We start from the raw sequence: 17,399 nt of genomic DNA, 5'->3' as shown, positions 1-17,399 counted from the left end.
GTCCAGGCGATCCTGATTCCGGAGGCGCCAGGAGCCCGGCCAGTATGCAGCCGCCCGGCCGCGGATGTGAAGCAGTTCTCACATTCGCATCAGGAGGCTCGGAGCCTACTGCGCCGGCGCGCCGAGGAGGTACCGGCAGGCGATGTCCACGAGCTCCTCGGTGAGTTGACGCCACGTCAGCGGTCGGGCGGACTCGAAGTGTTCGCCGTGCAGCGTGCGGTTCATACAGGCCCCGAACACCAAGCGGTAGACGACATCCAGGCGCAACTCCGGCTCCGGCGCGTCGACCATCGGCGCGATCGGCTCCAGGAAGCGCCGGAAGACCTCGCCGGCGTCAACGCCGGCCTCGGACCCCATGCGAGCCACTGCGGGATCGGTGGTGCCCGCGGTGATGAAGACGCGCATCAGGCGCTCGTGCGCCTGAAACGTCTCGGTGAGCCCGGCGACCGCCGAGGCGACCAGCGCGGCCGGTTCTGTGCGCCGGGGAGCAAAACGGCGAATGATGTCAGCGCGAAACCGATCGATCATGTCGTGCTGCAGAGCCGCGATCAGGCGGTCCTTGCCGGCGAACCGTCGATAGACGCTGCCCACCGAGACACCCGCTCGAGCAGCGACGGCCGCGACAGTGAGCGCCTCGGTGCCGCCCTCTTCGAGGAGGGCCGCACCTGCTTCCATGATCCGCTGCTGGGTAAGCCGGCTGCGCGCCTGCTGCGGCGGCGGCAGATCGAGTGACGGTTCGGTACTCACTCGCCCCAGCGTATACGCCGCTGACATCCGCTCCAGCAAGCTCCGCACCCGGCGCCCGGCGCCCGGCGCTCCCAGCCAAGGAAGCACCTGAACGTGACTCTTGACGCACTGCGAGAAGAAATGCGAATGTGAATCACGTTTTAATTTCGAGGGTCGCACACATGACGGTGCCCTCGCAGGTGATCCTTCACAGCCTGCCCGCGCCACTGACGTGCGCCCGAGCCGCACGGGAGACACAACGATGACCACCACTTCAGAGGGCTCGATCCGCACGAACGATCCCGAGCGCTTGGCCCAGGACGCGTCGGAGGTCCACCGCACCGAGTCCGGCCGCTTCACCCTCGGCAAGCGCCCGGCGGGCGGCAACGCCGACGCCCCGGCCACCGTCGGCAGCTGAGCAGGAACCATGAGCAACGAGTGGCTCGAGACCATCGTGGTCACCCGGCGCGACGCGACTGCCCGGATCGTGGTGCTCGAACTGGTCAGTCCCGACGACGTCGAGCTTCCGGAGTTCGCCGCCGGCGCCCATGTCGACGTACTGGTGGACGGTGCCGCCGGGCTGGTCCGCCAGTACTCCCTGTGCGGGCCGCCGCACGACCGCGCCCGATATCGGCTGGCGGTGCTGGCCGAGACGGCGTCGCGCGGCGGCTCGCTGGGGATGCATCGACTTCGCGAGGGCGACAGGCTGCGGATCTCCCTTCCGCGGAACAGGTTCTCAGTCTCGGACGAAGCACGTCGCCATCTGCTGGTGGCCGGCGGTATCGGGGTCACTCCCCTGCTGGCCATGGCGCACGCGCTCGAAGCCAGGGGCGCGGAGTACGAGTTGCACTACTGCGCTCGAAGCCGGACGGATTCAGCGTTCATCGACGAGTTGGAGCACAACCCTCACGTTCGGCTCCACTTCGACGACGGCCCGGACGACCAGCGATTCAGCGTCGCCACCGACATCGGCCGGCCCGACCCGGAGACGGCAATCTACGTCTGTGGACCCGGGGGCTTCATGGACTTCGTGATCTCCTGCGCACGCCAAGCGGGATGGACTGCCGAAACGATCCACATGGAGCGCTTCGCACCCGTTGAGGACGCCGCCGCGCACACGGCCGGCGGGGCATTCACTGTGCGGCTCGCCAAGTCCGGGGGCGAGTACGAGATCAAGGAAGGCGAGAACGTCCTCGACGTCCTGCTCGCGGGCGGCGTCGACGCCCCTTACTCCTGCCAGCAGGGAATCTGCGGCGAGTGCACCGTGCGCGTACTGGCCGGAGAGCCCGACCACCGCGACGACGTCCTGACCGACCATGAGCGCGCCGACGGCATGTTCACCACGTGCTCATCGAGAGCACACTCACCGATTTTGGAGCTGGACCTATGACGACCACGTTCACCTCGACCAACGGGGCCATCCAGGCGATCGAGCAGGCAGAGGCCGCATGGCTCGTGGCTCTGACCGAGGGCGAAGAAGCGATGACCGCCCTCATGCTGGGGGACAGCCAGGCCGTCCACGGCCCGGTCGGAAAGATCGACGACGGCAAGACCTTCGCCCATTTCACCTGGACCCGCCGCCGCCACGTCTTCGCGAAGGCCGAGGATCTCAGCATCACGGTGCACGGCACCACCGCGATCACCACGTGCCTCCAGGAGATGCACATCGTCTTCGACGAGAACCTCCCGCCGTTCCCGGTCCAGGAAGCGGTGACGCGGGTCTGGGAGGAGACCGCGGAGGGCTGGCGCCTGGCGCACATGCACCAGTCCAAGCGCATGCCGCCGGCCTGAGGCCGGGAAGGCCGACCGCCTTGCCCTCACGCACGCGGCTGTTCGATGAACGGACATGAGGGTTCAGGACGTGCCGCCGAGGGCGGAGAGTTCGACATGCAGGTTTCGTGCGGCGATCGCAGCTGTTGTAGAGGTGAGGCAACCCATGTCAGCCACTGAGACCGAGGCACCCACGTCCGGCACTGTCCGGACCAGCGACCTGCTCATCGCGGGGGAGCACGTCGCGGCCAAGGACGGCCGCTACTTCGAGACGACCGAGGCCCTGACCGGTGAACCGATCGCGCGGGTCGCGGCAGCCTCCGTCGAGGACGTCGATCTCGCGGTGGACGCGGCGGCGGCCGCCCTTCCCGAGTGGTCAAGCCTTCCGCCGTCCGCACGGCGGTCGGTTCTGGAGCGTGCGGCCGTCCTGCTCGGCGAGCGCACCGACGAGATCGTCGCCACGATGAGCCGCGAGATGGGCGCCACTCTCCCCTGGTGCGGCTTCAACGTGCACGTCGCCAAGGGCATGCTCGTCGAGGCGGCGGCCCAGGCGTACGCGGCCGTCGGCGAGGTCATCCCGTCGGACGTGCCCGGCCTCACCGCCCTCGGCGTACGTCAGCCGGTCGGCGTCGTCGTCGGCATCGCACCGTGGAACGCGCCGCTGATCCTCGGCGTACGCGCCGTCGTGTGGCCGCTGGTGTGGGGCAACACCGTGGTGCTGAAGTCCTCCGAGCAGACGCCGCTCACCCACGCCGCCATCGTCCAGGTACTGCAGGACGCCGGCGTGCCCGCCGGAGCGGTCAACCTCATCAGCAACGCCCCGAAGGACGGTCCGAGCGTCGTCGAGGCGCTGATCGCCCACCGCGCCGTGACGCGCGTGAACTTCACCGGATCCAGCAAGGTCGGCCGTATCATCGGCGAACTCGGCGGTCGCCACCTCACCCGTGTCGTCCTCGAACTCGGTGGCAAAGCGCCTTTCCTGGTCCTTCCCGACGCCGATCTGGAGGAGGCCGCCGCGGCGGCCAGCTTCGGTGCCTTCATGAACCAGGGCGAGATCTGCATGTCGACCGAGCGCGTCATCGTGGACAGAACTGTCGCCGACGAGCTCTCCTCCCGCCTGACCGAGCGTGCCGCCAAGCTCGTCGTCGGACCCCCGAGCGACCCCAACTCACAGATCGGTCCGCTGGTCCACGCCGCCGCCCGCGACCACGTGGTCGGGTTGATCGAGGACGCCCGCGCCAAGGGCGCGCAGATCCTGACCGGCGGCACGGCCGACGGCCTGTTCGTGCAGCCCACCGTGGTACGCGGGGTCACGCCGGACATGCGTATCTACACCGAGGAGACCTTCGGACCGGTGGTCTCGATCATGGAGGTGGATTCGACCGACGAAGCCGTCGCGGTCGCCAACGACACCGAGTACGGACTCTCCGCCGCGGTCTTCGGCAAGGACGCGGCCGCCGCGCTCGACGTGGCCCGCCGGATAAAGTCCGGCATCTGCCACATCAACAGCGCAACCGTGCACGACGAACCCCAGATGCCCTTCGGCGGTGTCGGCGCCAGCGGCTGGGGCCGGTTCGGCTCCCGCGCCGCGCTGGAGGAGTTCACCGAGTTGCGCTGGATCACCATCCAGTCGGGATCCCGCCACTACCCCATCTGAGGACGCCACTACCCCATCCGAGGATGAGACCCGAGCGGAGACCGAACCATGTCGCAGACCGACAACGACCGCCACGAGATCCGGCAGCTCGTCGAGAACTGGGCGCTGTGGCGCGATGCCGGGGACTGGGGACGCTTCGCCACGGTCTGGCATCCGCGCGACGGCTGGATGAGCGCCACCTGGTTCCAGGGAAGCGCCACCGACTTCATCAAGGCCAGTCGTGAGGGCTTCGAGAACGGAGTCAGCATCCTGCACTTCCTCGGTGGCCACACCGCGGACATCGTCGGCGACCGGGCCATCGCGCAGACGAAGATGACCATCAACCAGCGCGCGAGCATCGACGGCGTCGAGGTCGATGTCGTGTGCACCGGCCGCTTCTACGACTTCCTCTCCCGCCACGAGGGGCGCTGGACCCTCGTGCGCCGGCAGCCGATCTACGAGAAGGACCGGCTCGACGCCGTGGACCCCGCTGCCACACTGACGTTGGACCCCGAACTCCTGAACCGGTTCCCGACCGGCTACCGGCACTTGGCCTACCTGCAGACCAAGGCGGGATTCACGGTGAAGGACGGGCTTCCCGGCCTCACCGGCACAGCAGTCGAGCAGCTCTACGGCGAAGGCAAGCAATGGCTGACGGAGGCCTGATGAAGTTCACCCACGAGACCCTTCCCCAGCGGGTGGTGTTCGCGGCCGGGGAGTCGCCCGGCGCCGTGGCGGCGGAGGTCGAGGCGCTCGGCGGTTCCAAGGTCATGCTGATCGCGTCGGACCGCGAGAGGGAGCTGGCCGACCCCATCGCCAAGGAGCTCCCGGTGGTACTGCGTCACGAGGAGGTCGTGATGCACGTACCGGTCGAGGTCGCGGGGCGAGCCCTGCGGGCGGCGGTCGACGCGGGCGCGGACATCCTGGTCAGCGTCGGCGGCGGCTCGACCACGGGTCTGGCCAAGGCCGTCGCGATGAGCACCGGGCTGCCGATCGTCGCGGTCCCCACCACGTACGCCGGCTCGGAGGCGACCAACGTGTGGGGCCTGACCGAGGGCGAGACCAAGAACACCGGTGTCGACAGCAGGGTGCTGCCCGCGTCGGTCGTGTACGACGCCGCTCTGCTGACCACGCTGCCCGGCGAGATGACCGTGGCCAGCGGCCTGAACGCGATGGCGCACTGCGTGGACTCGATGTGGGGGCCACGGACCGACCCGATCGACCGGGCGCTGGCACAGGAGGGCATCCGCGCACTGGCGACCGGCCTGCCGGCCGTGGCCGACGACTCGACCGGCGTCGAGGGCATCGAGCAGACGCTGTACGGCGCCTACCTCGCCGCGGTCGCGTTCGCCTCGGCCGGCTCCGGGATGCATCACAAGATCTGCCACGTCCTCGGCGGCATGTTCAACCTCCCGCACGCACAGACCCACGCGGTCGTGCTGCCCTACGTGCTGGCCTTCAACGCCCCGCACGCCCCCGAGGCGGAGGCGCGTATCGCCCAGGCCTTCGGCACGGTCTTCCGCACCGAGGCGGCGAGCGCCGGCCTGGCCGCCCTGCGCCAGGTGCTGGACGCGCCGAGGGCGCTGCGCGACTACGGCATGCCCGAGGACGGCATCGCCAAGGCGCTGGGGCCGATCACACGGGCGATCCCGGCCAACAACCCCACCCCCGTCACCGACGAGAACCTGACCGCGCTGCTGGAGGCGGCGTGGGCCGGCGAACCGATCAACTGAAAGAGGCCGTCATGGCTACCTACGTCAACCCCGGCTCGGCCCAGGCCGGTGCCGACAGCACGATCTACCGCGAGGTGTCGCCGGAGCAACAGGCGGTCGAGCAGCAGCTCGTCGACAACGTCCTGGCCTCCTTCGACCTCTGCGAGGACCCGCGGCTGCAGGAACTCATGACCTCCCTGGTCAAGCACGTGCACTCCTTCATCCGCGAGGTCCGGCTGACCGAGGAGGAGTGGGGGACGGCGATCGACTTCCTCACCAAGGCCGGCCACATCACCGACGACGTCCGGCAGGAGTTCATCCTGCTGTCCGACACCCTCGGCGCGAGCATGCAGACCATCAACGTCAACAACCAGGCCTACAAGGGCGCCACCGAGGCGACCGTCTTCGGGCCGTTCTTCGTCGAGGACGCCCCCGCGATCGAACTCGGCGGCGACCTGGCCTTCGGTGCCCCCGGCGAGCCCTGCTGGGTCGAGGGCACCGTCACCGACACCGACGGCACCCCGCTCGCCGGCGCGCGGATGGAGGTCTGGGAGGCCGACGAGGACGGGTTCTACGACGTCCAGTACGACGCCGGAAAGCGCGCCGGCCGGGCACACCTGTTCTCCGCGGCCGACGGCAGCTACCGCTTCTGGGGCCTCACCCCGACGCCGTACCCCATCCCGGACGACGGGCCCGTCGGCAAGATGCTCGACGCGGTCGGCCGCTCACCGCTGCGCGCCGCCCATCTGCACTTCATGGTGTCCCACGAGGGGGCGCGCACGCTGGTGACCCACATTTTCCCCGAGGGCGACCCGATCGGCCGCAAGGACACCGTCTTCGGCGTGAAGGACTCACTGATCAAGCGGTTCGAGCGGCAGCCCGCCGGCACGCCGACCCCCGACGGCCGCGTCATCGACGGCACGTGGAGCCGGGTGCGCTTCGACATCGTCCTCGCCCCCGCGGGCGTATGACCGTGCCTGCCGCTCCGGCCCAGGAGAGTCGGTCAGGCGGGCAGCAACTCCGCGAAGTCGCGCAGAGGTCGCTCCCCGTCCCAGTCGACTGATGCCCGCCAGGCGGATGTGAAGATCCCTCGGGTGATCTCGCTGTCCTGGACGAGCTCGATCATCCCCGGGGCATCTTCACCTCCGTCGAGGAAGAAGACGTCACCCCCCGGGGTCAGATCGTGAAATTGCACCGACGCCCCGCTCGCCTCACGACGCTCGACCTCTTCCTTGACGTTCGGCACGGCCTTGGCGACGTGGTGGAAGCCGTAGCCACGGCGTTCGTAGGCGTCCTTGTAGATGGAAGGCTCGTCGTCGAGGGTCTGGATGAGCTCGACCATCATGTGCCCCGAGAACGCGAGGGCCAGGGTGAACTCGGCCTTCCCCGGCTCACCACGGTAGGTGGAGCCCTCGCCGCCGATCCGCCCGTTCACGAACCAGGGCCCGACGCCGAGTTCGTCGGTCCACCAGCGCATCCCGGCAGTGAGGTCGGGGACCGTGTACGCGACCTGGATGATGGCGTCGGTCGGCTGGCCGAAGGGAAACTCCATGGTGGTTGTCCTCGCGTGGGTCCTGTGGCGCGGTTGGTGATCGGGAGCGGCCGTCGCCTCTATTTCGGCGGGCGGGTGAAGCTGGAGGCGCCGCCGTCCACCGGAAGGGCCGCGCCTGTGATGTAGCTGGCTTCGGACGAGGCCAGGAAGAGCACGGCGTCGGCGAGCTCGTCCGGTTCTCCTTCCCGGAGCATGGGAGTGCTGAGCCTGACCCGCTCCCGGAAGGCGTCGGCTCCGCCGGGCGGAAGGCCCGTCGTGCGTTCGGCGATGTCGGTGTTCATGCCGCCCGGAATGACGATGTTGACCCGGATTCCGTCGCCGATGACTTCGGCGGCGAGGATGCGTGTCAGGTGCTCGAGTGCGGCCTTGCTGCTTCCGTAGGCGGCGGTTCCCGCGCTGGCCCTTCGACCGGCTGCCGAGCCGCAGAAGACGACGGCCCCGCCGGGTGCGAGCAAGGGCCTGAGGCCCTGCATGAGGAAGAACGAGCCCTTGACGTTGGTGTCGAACACCATGTCCCAGGTGGCTTCGTCCATGTCGCCGAGGCGTTTGATGCCCGCATGCCCGGCATTGAGGAAGGCGGCATCGAGGTGGTCGACTCGTGCGGCGACCTCCGTGACCGCGGCCTTGATGCCGGCCGACGAGGAGAGGTCGGCTGCCACGGCGATCGTGCCGTCGCCGATCAGATCGCTCGCGGTCTTCAGTTGGTCCGGGTCGCGCGCGATGATGACCACGCGTGCGCCCTCGCGCGCGAACGCCTGTGCGGCTGCCAGTCCCAGTCCTCTGCTGCCGCCGGTGACGAGGCAGGTCTTCCCGAGGAAGCGCCGGCGCCGGTCGTCGACGGCCAGGTCGCGACTTCCGGCGTCAGTCGTGTCGTTCATGGTTCTCCTTGGTGGGGGTTCAGGAGTGGCGGATCATGCGTCGATCTCGATGCCGCCGAACGGAGCTCCGCCGTTCAGGACGCGCTCCTCCGGAGGAATGGGGGCAAGGCTCACGCGTACGTCGATGCAGGTCGGTCGGCGGGCCGCGAGGGCGGCCTCGATCGCCGGGCGGAGCTGGTCGAGTTCCGTGACGTCGACGCCGTCCGCACCGAGAGCTCGTGCCACGCCGCTGTACGAGCCGTTCTGCAGGCGGTTGTTGGTGACGCGGTCCTGTCCGAAGAGGAACTGCTGGGTGTGCAGAGTGGCGCCCCAGGCCTGGTTGTTGAGGACGATCACAATCACCGGGAGCCCTGCCCGCACGAGGGCGTCGAACTCGGCGAGGCTGTAGCCGACGGCGCCGTCGCCGGTGACGAGGATCGTCGCCTTGTCGGGGGCCGCGTACTGCGCTCCCAGAGCCACACCGAAGTTGCTCCCCATCGAGCTGAGGTAGCCGTGCCCGAGGTAGTGGGCCAGCGGCGCGAGTGCGATCGTCTCGGAGAGCCACAGCTCGGTCAGGGCGCCGTCCACGACCACGGTGGCGTTGTCGGGGACGCTCTCGGCGATCGTGCGGACCGCGAGGTACGGGTGGATCGCGTCGTCCTCGTGCTCATCGGTCTCGGCGGCGAGTGCGGACCGCCGGGTGGCCGAGATGTCCCGCAGGGTCGTGAGCCAGTCGTCGCGTCCGGAGGGGGCGGGGCTGTCGCCGAGGCGCTCGTTCAGCACACCGATCGTGCCGACCGGGTCGGCCTGGATGCCGAGTTCGACTTCCTGCAGACGGCCGAGTTCACGGCCGTCGGGGTCGATCTGGAAGATCCGCGCGCTCTTCGGGAGCAGTCGGCCCGTGCCGAACTGGGTGGTCATTCCGAAGCGCAGCCCGAGCAGAAGGACCAGGTCGGGCCGCTCGTCCTCGGGGACGGTGGCCAGGGTCTGGACGAGACCGACGTGCTGCTCGGAGCCGACGATCGCGCCGAGGCCCTCCCAGTCGGAGAAGAGGGGCACTCCCGTACGGGCGGCGAACTCGTGCAACCCTGCCCGTGCCTCGGCGGTGACGAAGGACTTGCCGACCAGCGCGATCGGCCGCCGGGCGGCGCCGATCGCCTCGATGATCCGGTCGACGCCACCGGCGGGGGCGATGCCGGTGCCGTCGATGTCGAGGCGGTAGTCCTCCACCTCGTCGACGTCGACCTGCTGGCGCAGGACGTCCCAGGGAATGTCGAGCAGCACCGGGCCCTTGGGCTCCGACTGAGCGATGCGGACCGCCTGGGCGACCAGACGGGGGATCAGCTCGGCACGGGTGACGCGGTGCGCGAACTTGGTCACCGGGGCTGCCATGGCGACCTGGTCGAATCCGGCCTGCTGGTCGTTGATCTGGTCCGTCTCGAGGGGACCGGAGCCAGCGATGTAGAGGACGGGGGTCCGGTCCAGATGGGCGTTGGCGATGGAGGTCAGGACGTTGGTGAAGCCGCCACCGGCCGTGACGACGGCGACACCGAGGTCCCCGGTGACCCGTGCATAGCCCTCGGCCGCGTGGCCGGCGTTCATCTCGTGGCGCACGTCGACGATCCGAAGCTTGGCATCCAGGGCATCCTGGAAGATGCCGTCGACGTGTGCTCCGTTCAGGCCGAAGGCGACGGTGACTCCGGCTCGCTGCAGTGTTCGCACGACGAGCCCACTACCGGTTGCGGGTGCCATTCGGTGATCCGCCCTTCTGGACGTACTCAATGGCCGTGTTCGTTGGATGGTCAACGCCTGATTCGCCATGGAAAGGTCGAGACCCCGTCGACCGGACTGGCCAGGGCGGAGCCTCGGGGCTGATTCACACCGAGGCCGAGACAGCGACCTCGGCGTCGTACTCGTAGATCCAGCCGTTCGCCCTGAGGGGGTCGGCCTGCGAGTACGCCAAGTCGCGCGCCTGCTGCTCAGGACCGTCCGGAAGGTGGTTGATGTGCGACCTTCCGTGCGACACCTGCTGCAGGCGTGCCGTGCGGCGTCGACGGAGCTCTTCGTAACGTCCCAGCGCCGCGATCGGGTCGTCCGGGTCCTGACCAAGACAGAGGGCCAGGACTGCGCCGTCCTCGATCGCCTGGGCAGCGCCCTGGGCGAAGAACGGGAACATCGGGTGGGCCGCGTCACCCAGCAGGGTCGCGTTGCCACGGTTCCAGTGGTCGAGGGGCTCGCGGTCGAGCAACGCCCAGCGCCCCGGCGTGTCGGCCGACCTGATCAGCTCCACCAGACGCGGATCCCAGCCGGCGAACTCGTCGAGCAGTTCCTCGAGCGTCGCGGTGGCCGTCCACGACTCGACGCTGCCCGCACCGGCCGGTGTGAAGGCGACGAGGTTGACGTACTCGCCGCCGGAGACCGGGTAGTGCACGAGGTGGCGGTCGGGGCCGATCCAGAGGGTCTGGGCGCGCCGCCTGGCGAAGTCGGGTGCCTCCCCCGCCGGTACGAGGGCCCGGAAGGCGCAGATGCCCGACTCCCTGGCCTGAGTCGGCCCGACGATGGCGCCGCGCACTCGTGAGTGGACCCCGTCGGCGCCGATGAGGATGTCCGGGCGGACCGTCTCGCCGTCGTCGAACCGCAGAACCGCCTGGTCGCCTTCGAACTCGACCGAGACGCAGCGCTTGCCGAGATGGACCGAGTGCTCGGGGACAGCCGACCTCAAGGCGTCCAGCAGGTCGGCGCGGTGGGCGGTGTAGGTGTGCTCGCCGTACAGGCGTATGCACCCCTCCTGAAGGTTCTCCGCGGAGAGGACGGCGCCGTTCTCCCAGCGCCGGAACTCCCAACCGACCTCCATCCGGACCGCGCGCTCGACGAACCGGTCCAGCACGCCGAGTTGTCGTAGCAGGCGGGCCGCGTTGGGCGCGACCACCAGGCCCGCACCGACTTCGGTCAGGGCGGCCGCCTGCTCGTAGACGTCACTGTCGAAGCCCTTAACGCGAAGGAAAGCCGCGGCAGCGAGGCCTCCGATGCCGCCGCCGAGGATCGCGATCCTAGGGCCGTCTTCCGTACTCATCATGCTCTTGCACTCCCGTGGACCTCGAGTGAGGTAATGGCTCACTGTGTACAAGAGTTCTACAAACCGCGCATTCTTGGAACGGCGTCATCCATCCAACGAACATGGAAGGTAGAGTGACCGGGGCCACAAACGATGGAGGAGAGGCCCATGCCTCGCGCACACGAGCCAGGACGCTCAGTCAGCTCTCGACTGTGGGATCTGCTGTTCTCCTTCGACCCCAACCACACCGAGCTGAGCCTCGCCGACCTGGTCCGGCGTACGGGCATGCCGCAAGCCACCGCCAGGCGCCTCACGCTCGACCTTCTGGAGGCCGGCGCGCTGGAGCGCACCAGCGACAACCGCTTCGCGATCGGCCTGCCCCTGTGGCGCCTCGGGACCCTCGCCCCGCGCGCCGAGACGCTCCGCAGCGCCGCGCAGCCGTTCGTGGAGGACCTGTACACGGCTCTTCGCCAGCATGTGCAGCTGGCCGTCCTCCAAGGCGACCAGGCCGTGATCATCGAACGGCTGTCGGCCGTCAACGCCGTCGGTCTGACATCGCAGGTCGGCGGCCTTCTGCCCTTGCACTGCTCAGGTGTCGGCAAGGTGCTTCTGAGCCACAGCAGTCCCGCCTTCATCGATGAGGTGCTGGCGGGAAGGCTGCAGCGCTTCACTCCCAGGACGATCGTGGAACCGGCCGAACTCCGTCGCGAACTGGCGTCCTGCCGATCGACCGGAACGGTGGTCGTCAAGGAAGAGCTGAGCGAAGGGGCCGAGTCGGTCGCTACGCGCATCGTCGACGGCCGCGGCAAAGTCGTCGCGGCCCTCTCCGTTGTGGTGGCTGCGGGCTCGATCAAACTCCAAGCGGCCGTTCCCACGCTGGTCACGAGTGGACTGGGATTGTCCAGGAGTCTCGGCTGGAGGCCGGGCATTCCCATCGACATCTCGTAACCCTCGCAGGGCGAGGAAACCGGCGCGTCATGCCGACGGTTGCCGCCGAGAGAGCTGCATGTGGCCGAGGCGCCATCCCTCGTCGGTCGAGCACCACACCCGTGTGGCCACGGCCTGAACCAGGAACGGCGGCAGGTCGGGCAAGCGCCGAACGCGCATCTTCTGAAAGCACGTCACGATCGCCCGGCCCCCTCGCTCCAGACACGCCACCTCGCTCGTCTCAGCCTCGACGATGGGCCCCATGGACGCGTTGTAACTGAAGAAGCGCTCGCGGTCATGGACATTCCCGACCGGGCCATGAACGATCACACAGTCGGGGAGCATCAGGTCACGCTGCTCCTCGTCGCCGTTTGTGATCGCGACGAGCCACGCCGCCTCCGCCTCAGCGACCGTGGCCGGCATGCGGACGTCGTTCATACTGCTCGCTCCTGGGTGCACGGTGGCCATTGTTCGACTCCTGTCCGAGTGCGTCTGTTGATCGTTGTGTCTTGTACGCCGTGGCCCGCCGCAACCGCTGCTCGCGAGGAGGAGGAGTCGTGGCGGGCGCACCGGTTGTCCGGGCCGGCCTGCTGCCCGTGTCCTAGCGGTCAGTCCTCGAGGGTGTGCGGGTCGTCCTCGAGATGAGCCTGGGCCACACCACCGCGCGCGCCGACGAGAGTGAGTGCGGCCGCCACGAGAGCAGCCACGCCACCGAGCACGTAGGCGAGGGAGTAACTGCTGCTGAGGGCGTCGAAGGCGACGTCCTTGAGCGGGTTGAAGGGCATGACCTGACCATCCGGCAGCGTGATGTTGGCCGGCACCGAGTTGGCGCCGAGCGGGCCCGATTCCACGGCGTGCACCGCCGCCTCGAGTTGCGGTCTCTGATCGGCGGGAGCGTGGGCCGCGGAGGCCTGGAAGGCCTCGTAGGCGTTCCTCAGTTCAGGATCGCCGGCCAGCTTGCGGGCGATCTCGTCGGCGGCCCGGCCCAGTGCGACAGCACCGGCGATCGCGGGGCCGAGGGCGAACCCGAGGTCCCGGAACGTGCTCGTGACACCGCTCGCCATACCGGCGAGGTGGTTGGGCAACGTGTTGACCGCGACCGCGCTGATGGCGGCGATGGCGAGCGCCGAGCCGACGCCGGCGAGAATCAGAGGCGCGACGATGGCGCCCAGGGCCCGATTGCTCGTCGGAACGCCGGCGAACCACAGCCCGCTGGCGCCGATGAGGATCAGGGCTGCGCAGAGAACCCACCGGGGGTTGTAGCGGCCGAGCAACTTGGAGGTGAAGGGCAGCAGTACGAAACCGATGCCTCCGAAGAAGAGGTAGGCGACGGAGCTCTTCAGTGGGCTGAATCCCTGGATGGTGGTGAGGCGGATACTGGTGCTGTACATGATCACGAGGAACGCGAACATACCGATCAGGGTGACCACCGAGTTCATCGCGAACGCCCGGTTCCTGAACACGCTCAGGAGAAGGAGCGGCTCGGTCGCACGGTTCTCGACGAAGACGAACAGCACGAGGAAGACGGCGGCGACGATCAACGCCATGACGATCTGCGGGCTCCCCCAGCCACTCTCAGGGCCCTGGATCACGGCGTACATCAGAGCGAACAGGCCGAGCGCGGCAGTGATCTGACCCGGCCAGTCGATGGACCGGCCCTCGGGCGAGGCGGAGTTCTGGGCGAGGGCCAGCGACAGGACCACGCTCACCGCGGCGATGACGAGGACGCCGACGAAGGCCCAGCGCCAGTTCGCGTTCCCGGCCCAGCCGAGTTCGATCTTGGCGGCGAGGCCTGCCAGCAGCGGGCCGAGGAAGCCGCCGACCGAGAGCGCGGTGGCCCAGATCGCCACGCCACGTGCGCGGGTGGCAGTGGTGTGCGTGCCGGCTGCCACCATGGCGAGGCTCGTCGGGAAGACGGCCGCGGCCCCGATGCCGTTGAGGACTTGAGCAACGAGCAGCAACGTCACCCGAGTGTCGGTCGAGGATCCCTCAGCCGGCACCAGGATCGCGAGAGCCGAGCCCACGACAATGAGCGCGGCGCCCCCGACGAGCAGGCGCTTACGGCCGAACAGGTCACCGAACACGCCGAATCCCAGCCCCAACGCGGCGACGGGAAGCATGAAGGCCTCGGCGATCCACGTCAGTTGGGACGAGGACGGCGCGAGATCCTGCTGGATCAGCCCGATGATGAGCGAGGGGACGGAAAGGGCTATCTGCGCAAGGCACACGGCGAGAACCACCGCCGTCAGAGTGCCTGCGCTCAGGGTGTATCTGCCGCCCTCTCCCTTTGACGCACTGGGTGAATCGATCTGAACCATGGACGACTCCTTGCGCGCAGAGCGCTGCTGCCGGAACCGACGTCCGCCGCCGGACCGTGCTGTGGGTGCTTTTGTCGCGGTCATCCCGGCAACACCGCTGCCGTACCGCCCCTGAGGCCTTGCGGAGCGCCTCCGCGCGGCTCATCGACCAAACCTGATTCAGGACGCTCGGCCCTGGTGGCCAGCCCGCCGAGCAGCGTCAAAGTAGGAGTGACCCCCGTCACGCTCAATGGGCATGTTCGTTGGACGAACAGGCCAAGCCCATCCGAGGGTGCCGTCCGTGCTCCTGCCGCACGGCGACGCCGATCTCCTCGTCGTCCCGGCGCAGAGCCGCCGCCTCCATGACGCGCCCTGGTCGCCGCGGGCGCCGAGTCACACCTGTTGGGCACTGAACTCCAGGTCAAGCCCCGACCCGGGTTGGCGTGTAGTGCGTAGGCACCAGGACACGTGAGTGGCTGGTCCGTGTGCACCAGGCGAAGACGGCGGCGGAGAACGATGCCCGGCGGGACGCCGGAGGGAAATGTGGGAGGCGCGTGAATCTCACGCAATCCCCATTCCTAGCGGCGTCTGGAGTGATCAACAGGTGGCGACATTTCTTTACCGGATCGGACGGTGGGCCTTCCGACGGCGCCGCCTCGTAGGTGGTCTGTGGCTGGGTGTCCTGGTGCTGGCCGTCGCCGCCGCCGCCATGGCGCCGGCCGGGGAGGAAGAGGACCTCTCCATGCCCGGCACCGAGTCGCAGAAGGCGTTCGACCTGCTCGACGAGCGCTTCCCCCAGAGCAACTCCCAGGGCGCCGAGGCCCGCTTGGTGTTCCAGGCCCCGGACGGGCAGCGGGTGACGGCCAGGGAGCACAAGGCGGCCGTCGAGGACGCCCTCGGCTTACTGGACGGGGGCGATCAGGTCGCGTCGACCACCGACCCCTATGAGACCGGCGCCGTCAGCGAGGACGGCACCATCGCCTACTCCACGGTCACCTACACCGAGGGAGCCGTCGACCTGACCGAGTCGACGAAGAGCGCCCTTGAGCACGCCGCGAGCCAGGCCCGGGACGCGGGACTGACCGTGGAGATCGGTGGCTCGGCCCTGGATGCGGAAGAGGAACTGGGCGGTACGACGGAGATCATCGGCGTGGCGGTGGCGGCGATCGTCCTCGTGCTCGCCCTCGGGTCGCTGGTCGCGGCCGGATTGTCGCTGCTGACCGCCTTCGTGGGCGTGGCCATCGCCTTCGGCCTGGTCTCCGCGCTGGCCGTTCCGCTGGGCCTGACGTCCACCGTCGCCATCCTGGCGCTGATGCTGGGGCTGGCGGTCGGCATCGACTACGCACTCTTCATCACCTCCCGCTTCCGCGACGAGTGCGCCCAGGGCAGCGAGCCGGAGGAGGCCGCAGGACGGGCGGTGGGCACGGCCGGGTCCGCCGTCGTCTTCGCCGGCGCGACCGTCTTCATCGCCCTGGTCGGCCTCGGGGTCGTCGGAATTCCCGAACTCACCAAGATGGGTATGGGCGGCGCGGGCGCCGTGGCCCTTGCCGTACTCGTCGCGCTGACCCTGGTCCCCGCGCTGTTCGGCTTCTTCGGCCGGCGGATCCTGTCCCGCGCCGTCCGCAAGGCCACCCGGCCCGGAAGCGAGCGCCCGCACCCGGTGCCGACCGAGGCCGGCCGGCCCGGGCTCGGCACTCGCTGGGCGCGGTTCGTGCTGCGCCGGCCGGTACCCGTGCTGATGATCGCCGGACTCGGTCTCGGCGCCGTCGCCCTGCCGGCGCTGAGCCTCGAACTCGGACTGCCCGGCGACGAGTCCAAGTCGGTGGAGACCACCCAGCGCCGTGCCTACGACCTGCTGTCAGAAGGCTTCGGCCCCGGCTTCAACGGCCCGCTGACCGTGGTCGTGGACACGGCAGCGTCTTCGGGGTCTGGCGACACCCGGGCCACCACGGACCTGGTCGCCAAAACCGTACGGGGAGTGGACGGGCTCGCGTCGGTCGGTGATCCGGTGCTCAGCCAGGCCGAGGACACGGCCGTCCTCACCGCCGTACCGCAGACCGCGCCGAACAGCGGCGAGACCAAGGACCTGGTGCACGCGATCCGGGGCGCGGTCTCCGGCGTCGAGGCCGACACGGGCGCCGCCGTCCTGGTGACCGGCACCACCGCGATGAACATCGACATCTCCGAAGCCATGTCCGACGCCCTCATCCCCTATCTGACCGTGGTCATCGGCCTGGCGGTGCTCCTGCTGATGGTGGTCTTCCGCTCGGTCCTGGTCCCGGTCAAGGCCGCGCTCGGCTTCCTGCTGTCGGTGGGTGCCGCCTTCGGCGTCCTCGTCGCCGTCTTCCAGTGGGGGTGGGCGGCGGATCTGGTCGGCATCGAGCAGACCGGACCGGTGATGTCGCTGATGCCTGTCCTCATCATCGGCATTGTGTTCGGCCTCGCCATGGATTACGAGGTCTTCCTCCTGACCCGCATGCGGGAGGCCTACGTCCATGGCGCGTCCCCCGGCGAGGCGATCGTCAACGGTTTCCGGCACAGCGGACGGGTGGTGGCCGCGGCGGCGATCATCATGGTCAGCGTGTTCGCCGGATTCATCGGGATGAGCAATCCGACCATCCAGACGATGGGCGTCGGCCTGGCCTCCGCCGTCGCCTTCGACGCCTTCGTGGTCCGGATGGCGATCGTGCCCGCGGTCCTGGCACTGCTCGGCCACCGGGCCTGGTGGCTGCCTCGTATCCTGAGCCGTGTGCTGCCGAATGTGGATATCGAGGGCGAGAAACTGAGCAGGCGTGTCCCGGCCTCCGCAATGGAGCCGGACGCAGTGGTGCCGCGGCTCCCCGTCGGCCGGCACCGGCACTGAGCCG

At 69.0% G+C, this 17,399-nt stretch carries 16 protein-coding genes; 9 read left to right on the top strand and 7 right to left on the bottom strand.

Translation table 11 applies throughout. The features are described 5' to 3' along the window. Window positions 1–105 precede the first annotated feature (105 nt). The gene (locus tag Q4V64_RS33965; RefSeq protein WP_124439420.1) at window positions 106–747 is read right to left on the bottom strand and encodes a TetR/AcrR family transcriptional regulator; all 642 of its coding nucleotides are present in this window, start codon (window positions 745–747) and stop codon (window positions 106–108) included. A 241-nt stretch (window positions 748–988) separates the two neighbouring features. Between Q4V64_RS33965 and Q4V64_RS33960 the strand changes: the two genes are divergently transcribed. The 7 genes from Q4V64_RS33960 (at window position 989) to Q4V64_RS33930 (ending at window position 6,815) form a co-directional block, all read left to right on the top strand. Next, window positions 989–1,144, top strand: a complete 156-nt coding sequence (locus Q4V64_RS33960; protein ID WP_172629142.1) for a hypothetical protein — start codon at window positions 989–991, stop codon at window positions 1,142–1,144. A 9-nt stretch (window positions 1,145–1,153) separates the two neighbouring features. Then, window positions 1,154–2,116 carry a PDR/VanB family oxidoreductase gene (locus tag Q4V64_RS33955; RefSeq protein ID WP_124439421.1) on the top strand — a complete coding sequence of 321 codons (963 nt, stop codon included), beginning with the start codon at window positions 1,154–1,156 and terminating at the stop codon, window positions 2,114–2,116. Then, on the top strand, window positions 2,113–2,517 hold the full coding sequence (locus Q4V64_RS33950) for a nuclear transport factor 2 family protein (protein WP_124439422.1): 405 nt from the start codon (window positions 2,113–2,115) through the stop codon (window positions 2,515–2,517). The genes Q4V64_RS33955 and Q4V64_RS33950 overlap by 4 nt, the downstream gene beginning before the upstream one ends. Before the next feature lie 145 nt (window positions 2,518–2,662). After that, a complete protein-coding gene (locus Q4V64_RS33945) occupies window positions 2,663–4,153 on the top strand; it encodes an aldehyde dehydrogenase (protein WP_124439423.1) in 1,491 nt (496 codons plus the stop codon). A 48-nt stretch (window positions 4,154–4,201) separates the two neighbouring features. Continuing rightward, a complete protein-coding gene (locus Q4V64_RS33940) occupies window positions 4,202–4,798 on the top strand; it encodes a nuclear transport factor 2 family protein (protein WP_124439424.1) in 597 nt (198 codons plus the stop codon). Next, window positions 4,798–5,865: a maleylacetate reductase gene (locus tag Q4V64_RS33935; protein ID WP_124439425.1), complete on the top strand. Its 1,068-nt coding sequence runs from the start codon at window positions 4,798–4,800 to the stop codon at window positions 5,863–5,865. The genes Q4V64_RS33940 and Q4V64_RS33935 overlap by 1 nt, the downstream gene beginning before the upstream one ends. Before the next feature lie 11 nt (window positions 5,866–5,876). Continuing rightward, complete coding sequence (locus tag Q4V64_RS33930; RefSeq protein ID WP_172629143.1) at window positions 5,877–6,815, top strand: dioxygenase; 939 nt, start codon at window positions 5,877–5,879, stop codon at window positions 6,813–6,815. Between the two features lie 32 nt (window positions 6,816–6,847). Here the strand turns inward: Q4V64_RS33930 and Q4V64_RS33925 are convergent, their stop codons facing one another. The 4 genes from Q4V64_RS33925 to Q4V64_RS33910 all read right to left on the bottom strand — a co-directional run bounded on the left by Q4V64_RS33925 (window position 6,848) and on the right by Q4V64_RS33910 (window position 11,329). Next, a complete protein-coding gene (locus tag Q4V64_RS33925) occupies window positions 6,848–7,396 on the bottom strand; it encodes a VOC family protein (RefSeq protein WP_124439427.1) in 549 nt (182 codons plus the stop codon). Window positions 7,397–7,455: 59 nt separating this feature from the next. Further along, window positions 7,456–8,274 (bottom strand): SDR family oxidoreductase, encoded by an 819-nt coding sequence (locus Q4V64_RS33920; RefSeq protein WP_124439428.1) that lies wholly within the window; start codon window positions 8,272–8,274, stop codon window positions 7,456–7,458. A gap of 33 nt (window positions 8,275–8,307) precedes the next feature. Next, on the bottom strand, window positions 8,308–10,005 hold the full coding sequence (locus tag Q4V64_RS33915) for a thiamine pyrophosphate-binding protein (RefSeq protein WP_124439429.1): 1,698 nt from the start codon (window positions 10,003–10,005) through the stop codon (window positions 8,308–8,310). A gap of 124 nt (window positions 10,006–10,129) precedes the next feature. Continuing rightward, window positions 10,130–11,329, bottom strand: a complete 1,200-nt coding sequence (locus tag Q4V64_RS33910; RefSeq protein WP_124439430.1) for an FAD-dependent monooxygenase — start codon at window positions 11,327–11,329, stop codon at window positions 10,130–10,132. A 147-nt stretch (window positions 11,330–11,476) separates the two neighbouring features. Here Q4V64_RS33910 and Q4V64_RS33905 point away from each other — a divergent pair, with 147 nt between their 5' ends. After that, window positions 11,477–12,256 (top strand): IclR family transcriptional regulator, encoded by a 780-nt coding sequence (locus Q4V64_RS33905; RefSeq protein ID WP_124439431.1) that lies wholly within the window; start codon window positions 11,477–11,479, stop codon window positions 12,254–12,256. Window positions 12,257–12,283: 27 nt separating this feature from the next. On the opposite strand, the gene Q4V64_RS33900 is transcribed toward Q4V64_RS33905, so the two are convergent. Together Q4V64_RS33900 and Q4V64_RS33895 are read right to left on the bottom strand one after the other, a co-directional pair. Next, window positions 12,284–12,673 carry a nuclear transport factor 2 family protein gene (locus Q4V64_RS33900; RefSeq protein WP_253266882.1) on the bottom strand — a complete coding sequence of 130 codons (390 nt, stop codon included), beginning with the start codon at window positions 12,671–12,673 and terminating at the stop codon, window positions 12,284–12,286. A 170-nt stretch (window positions 12,674–12,843) separates the two neighbouring features. Next, window positions 12,844–14,553 (bottom strand): MFS transporter, encoded by a 1,710-nt coding sequence (locus Q4V64_RS33895; protein WP_124439433.1) that lies wholly within the window; start codon window positions 14,551–14,553, stop codon window positions 12,844–12,846. Between the two features lie 583 nt (window positions 14,554–15,136). On the opposite strand from Q4V64_RS33895, the gene Q4V64_RS33890 reads away from it, so the two are divergent. Further along, entirely contained in the window at window positions 15,137–17,395 is a 2,259-nt protein-coding gene (locus Q4V64_RS33890; protein WP_124439434.1) for an MMPL family transporter, read from the top strand. The last annotated feature ends 4 nt before the right edge of the window (window positions 17,396–17,399 follow it).

Origin of the sequence: Streptomyces sp. NL15-2K (genome assembly GCF_030551255.1) — a bacterium.
GTDB lineage: Bacteria > Actinomycetota > Actinomycetes > Streptomycetales > Streptomycetaceae > Streptomyces.
The sequence above is the reverse complement of the archived record's forward strand: the minus strand, read 5'-3'. Positions and strand labels throughout refer to the sequence as shown.

Coding starts and splice junctions, on each gene's coding strand:
- Q4V64_RS33920 (WP_124439428.1), bottom strand. CDS start 8,274: ATGAACGACACGACTGACGCCGGAAGTCGCGACCTGGCCGTCGACGAC.
- Q4V64_RS33905 (WP_124439431.1), top strand. CDS start 11,477: ATGCCTCGCGCACACGAGCCAGGACGCTCAGTCAGCTCTCGACTGTGG.
- Q4V64_RS33895 (WP_124439433.1), bottom strand. CDS start 14,553: ATGGTTCAGATCGATTCACCCAGTGCGTCAAAGGGAGAGGGCGGCAGA.
- Q4V64_RS33910 (WP_124439430.1), bottom strand. CDS start 11,329: ATGATGAGTACGGAAGACGGCCCTAGGATCGCGATCCTCGGCGGCGGC.
- Q4V64_RS33945 (WP_124439423.1), top strand. CDS start 2,663: ATGTCAGCCACTGAGACCGAGGCACCCACGTCCGGCACTGTCCGGACC.
- Q4V64_RS33915 (WP_124439429.1), bottom strand. CDS start 10,005: ATGGCACCCGCAACCGGTAGTGGGCTCGTCGTGCGAACACTGCAGCGA.
- Q4V64_RS33940 (WP_124439424.1), top strand. CDS start 4,202: ATGTCGCAGACCGACAACGACCGCCACGAGATCCGGCAGCTCGTCGAG.
- Q4V64_RS33930 (WP_172629143.1), top strand. CDS start 5,877: ATGGCTACCTACGTCAACCCCGGCTCGGCCCAGGCCGGTGCCGACAGC.
- Q4V64_RS33950 (WP_124439422.1), top strand. CDS start 2,113: ATGACGACCACGTTCACCTCGACCAACGGGGCCATCCAGGCGATCGAG.
- Q4V64_RS33900 (WP_253266882.1), bottom strand. CDS start 12,673: ATGAACGACGTCCGCATGCCGGCCACGGTCGCTGAGGCGGAGGCGGCG.
- Q4V64_RS33925 (WP_124439427.1), bottom strand. CDS start 7,396: ATGGAGTTTCCCTTCGGCCAGCCGACCGACGCCATCATCCAGGTCGCG.
- Q4V64_RS33955 (WP_124439421.1), top strand. CDS start 1,154: ATGAGCAACGAGTGGCTCGAGACCATCGTGGTCACCCGGCGCGACGCG.
- Q4V64_RS33960 (WP_172629142.1), top strand. CDS start 989: ATGACCACCACTTCAGAGGGCTCGATCCGCACGAACGATCCCGAGCGC.
- Q4V64_RS33935 (WP_124439425.1), top strand. CDS start 4,798: ATGAAGTTCACCCACGAGACCCTTCCCCAGCGGGTGGTGTTCGCGGCC.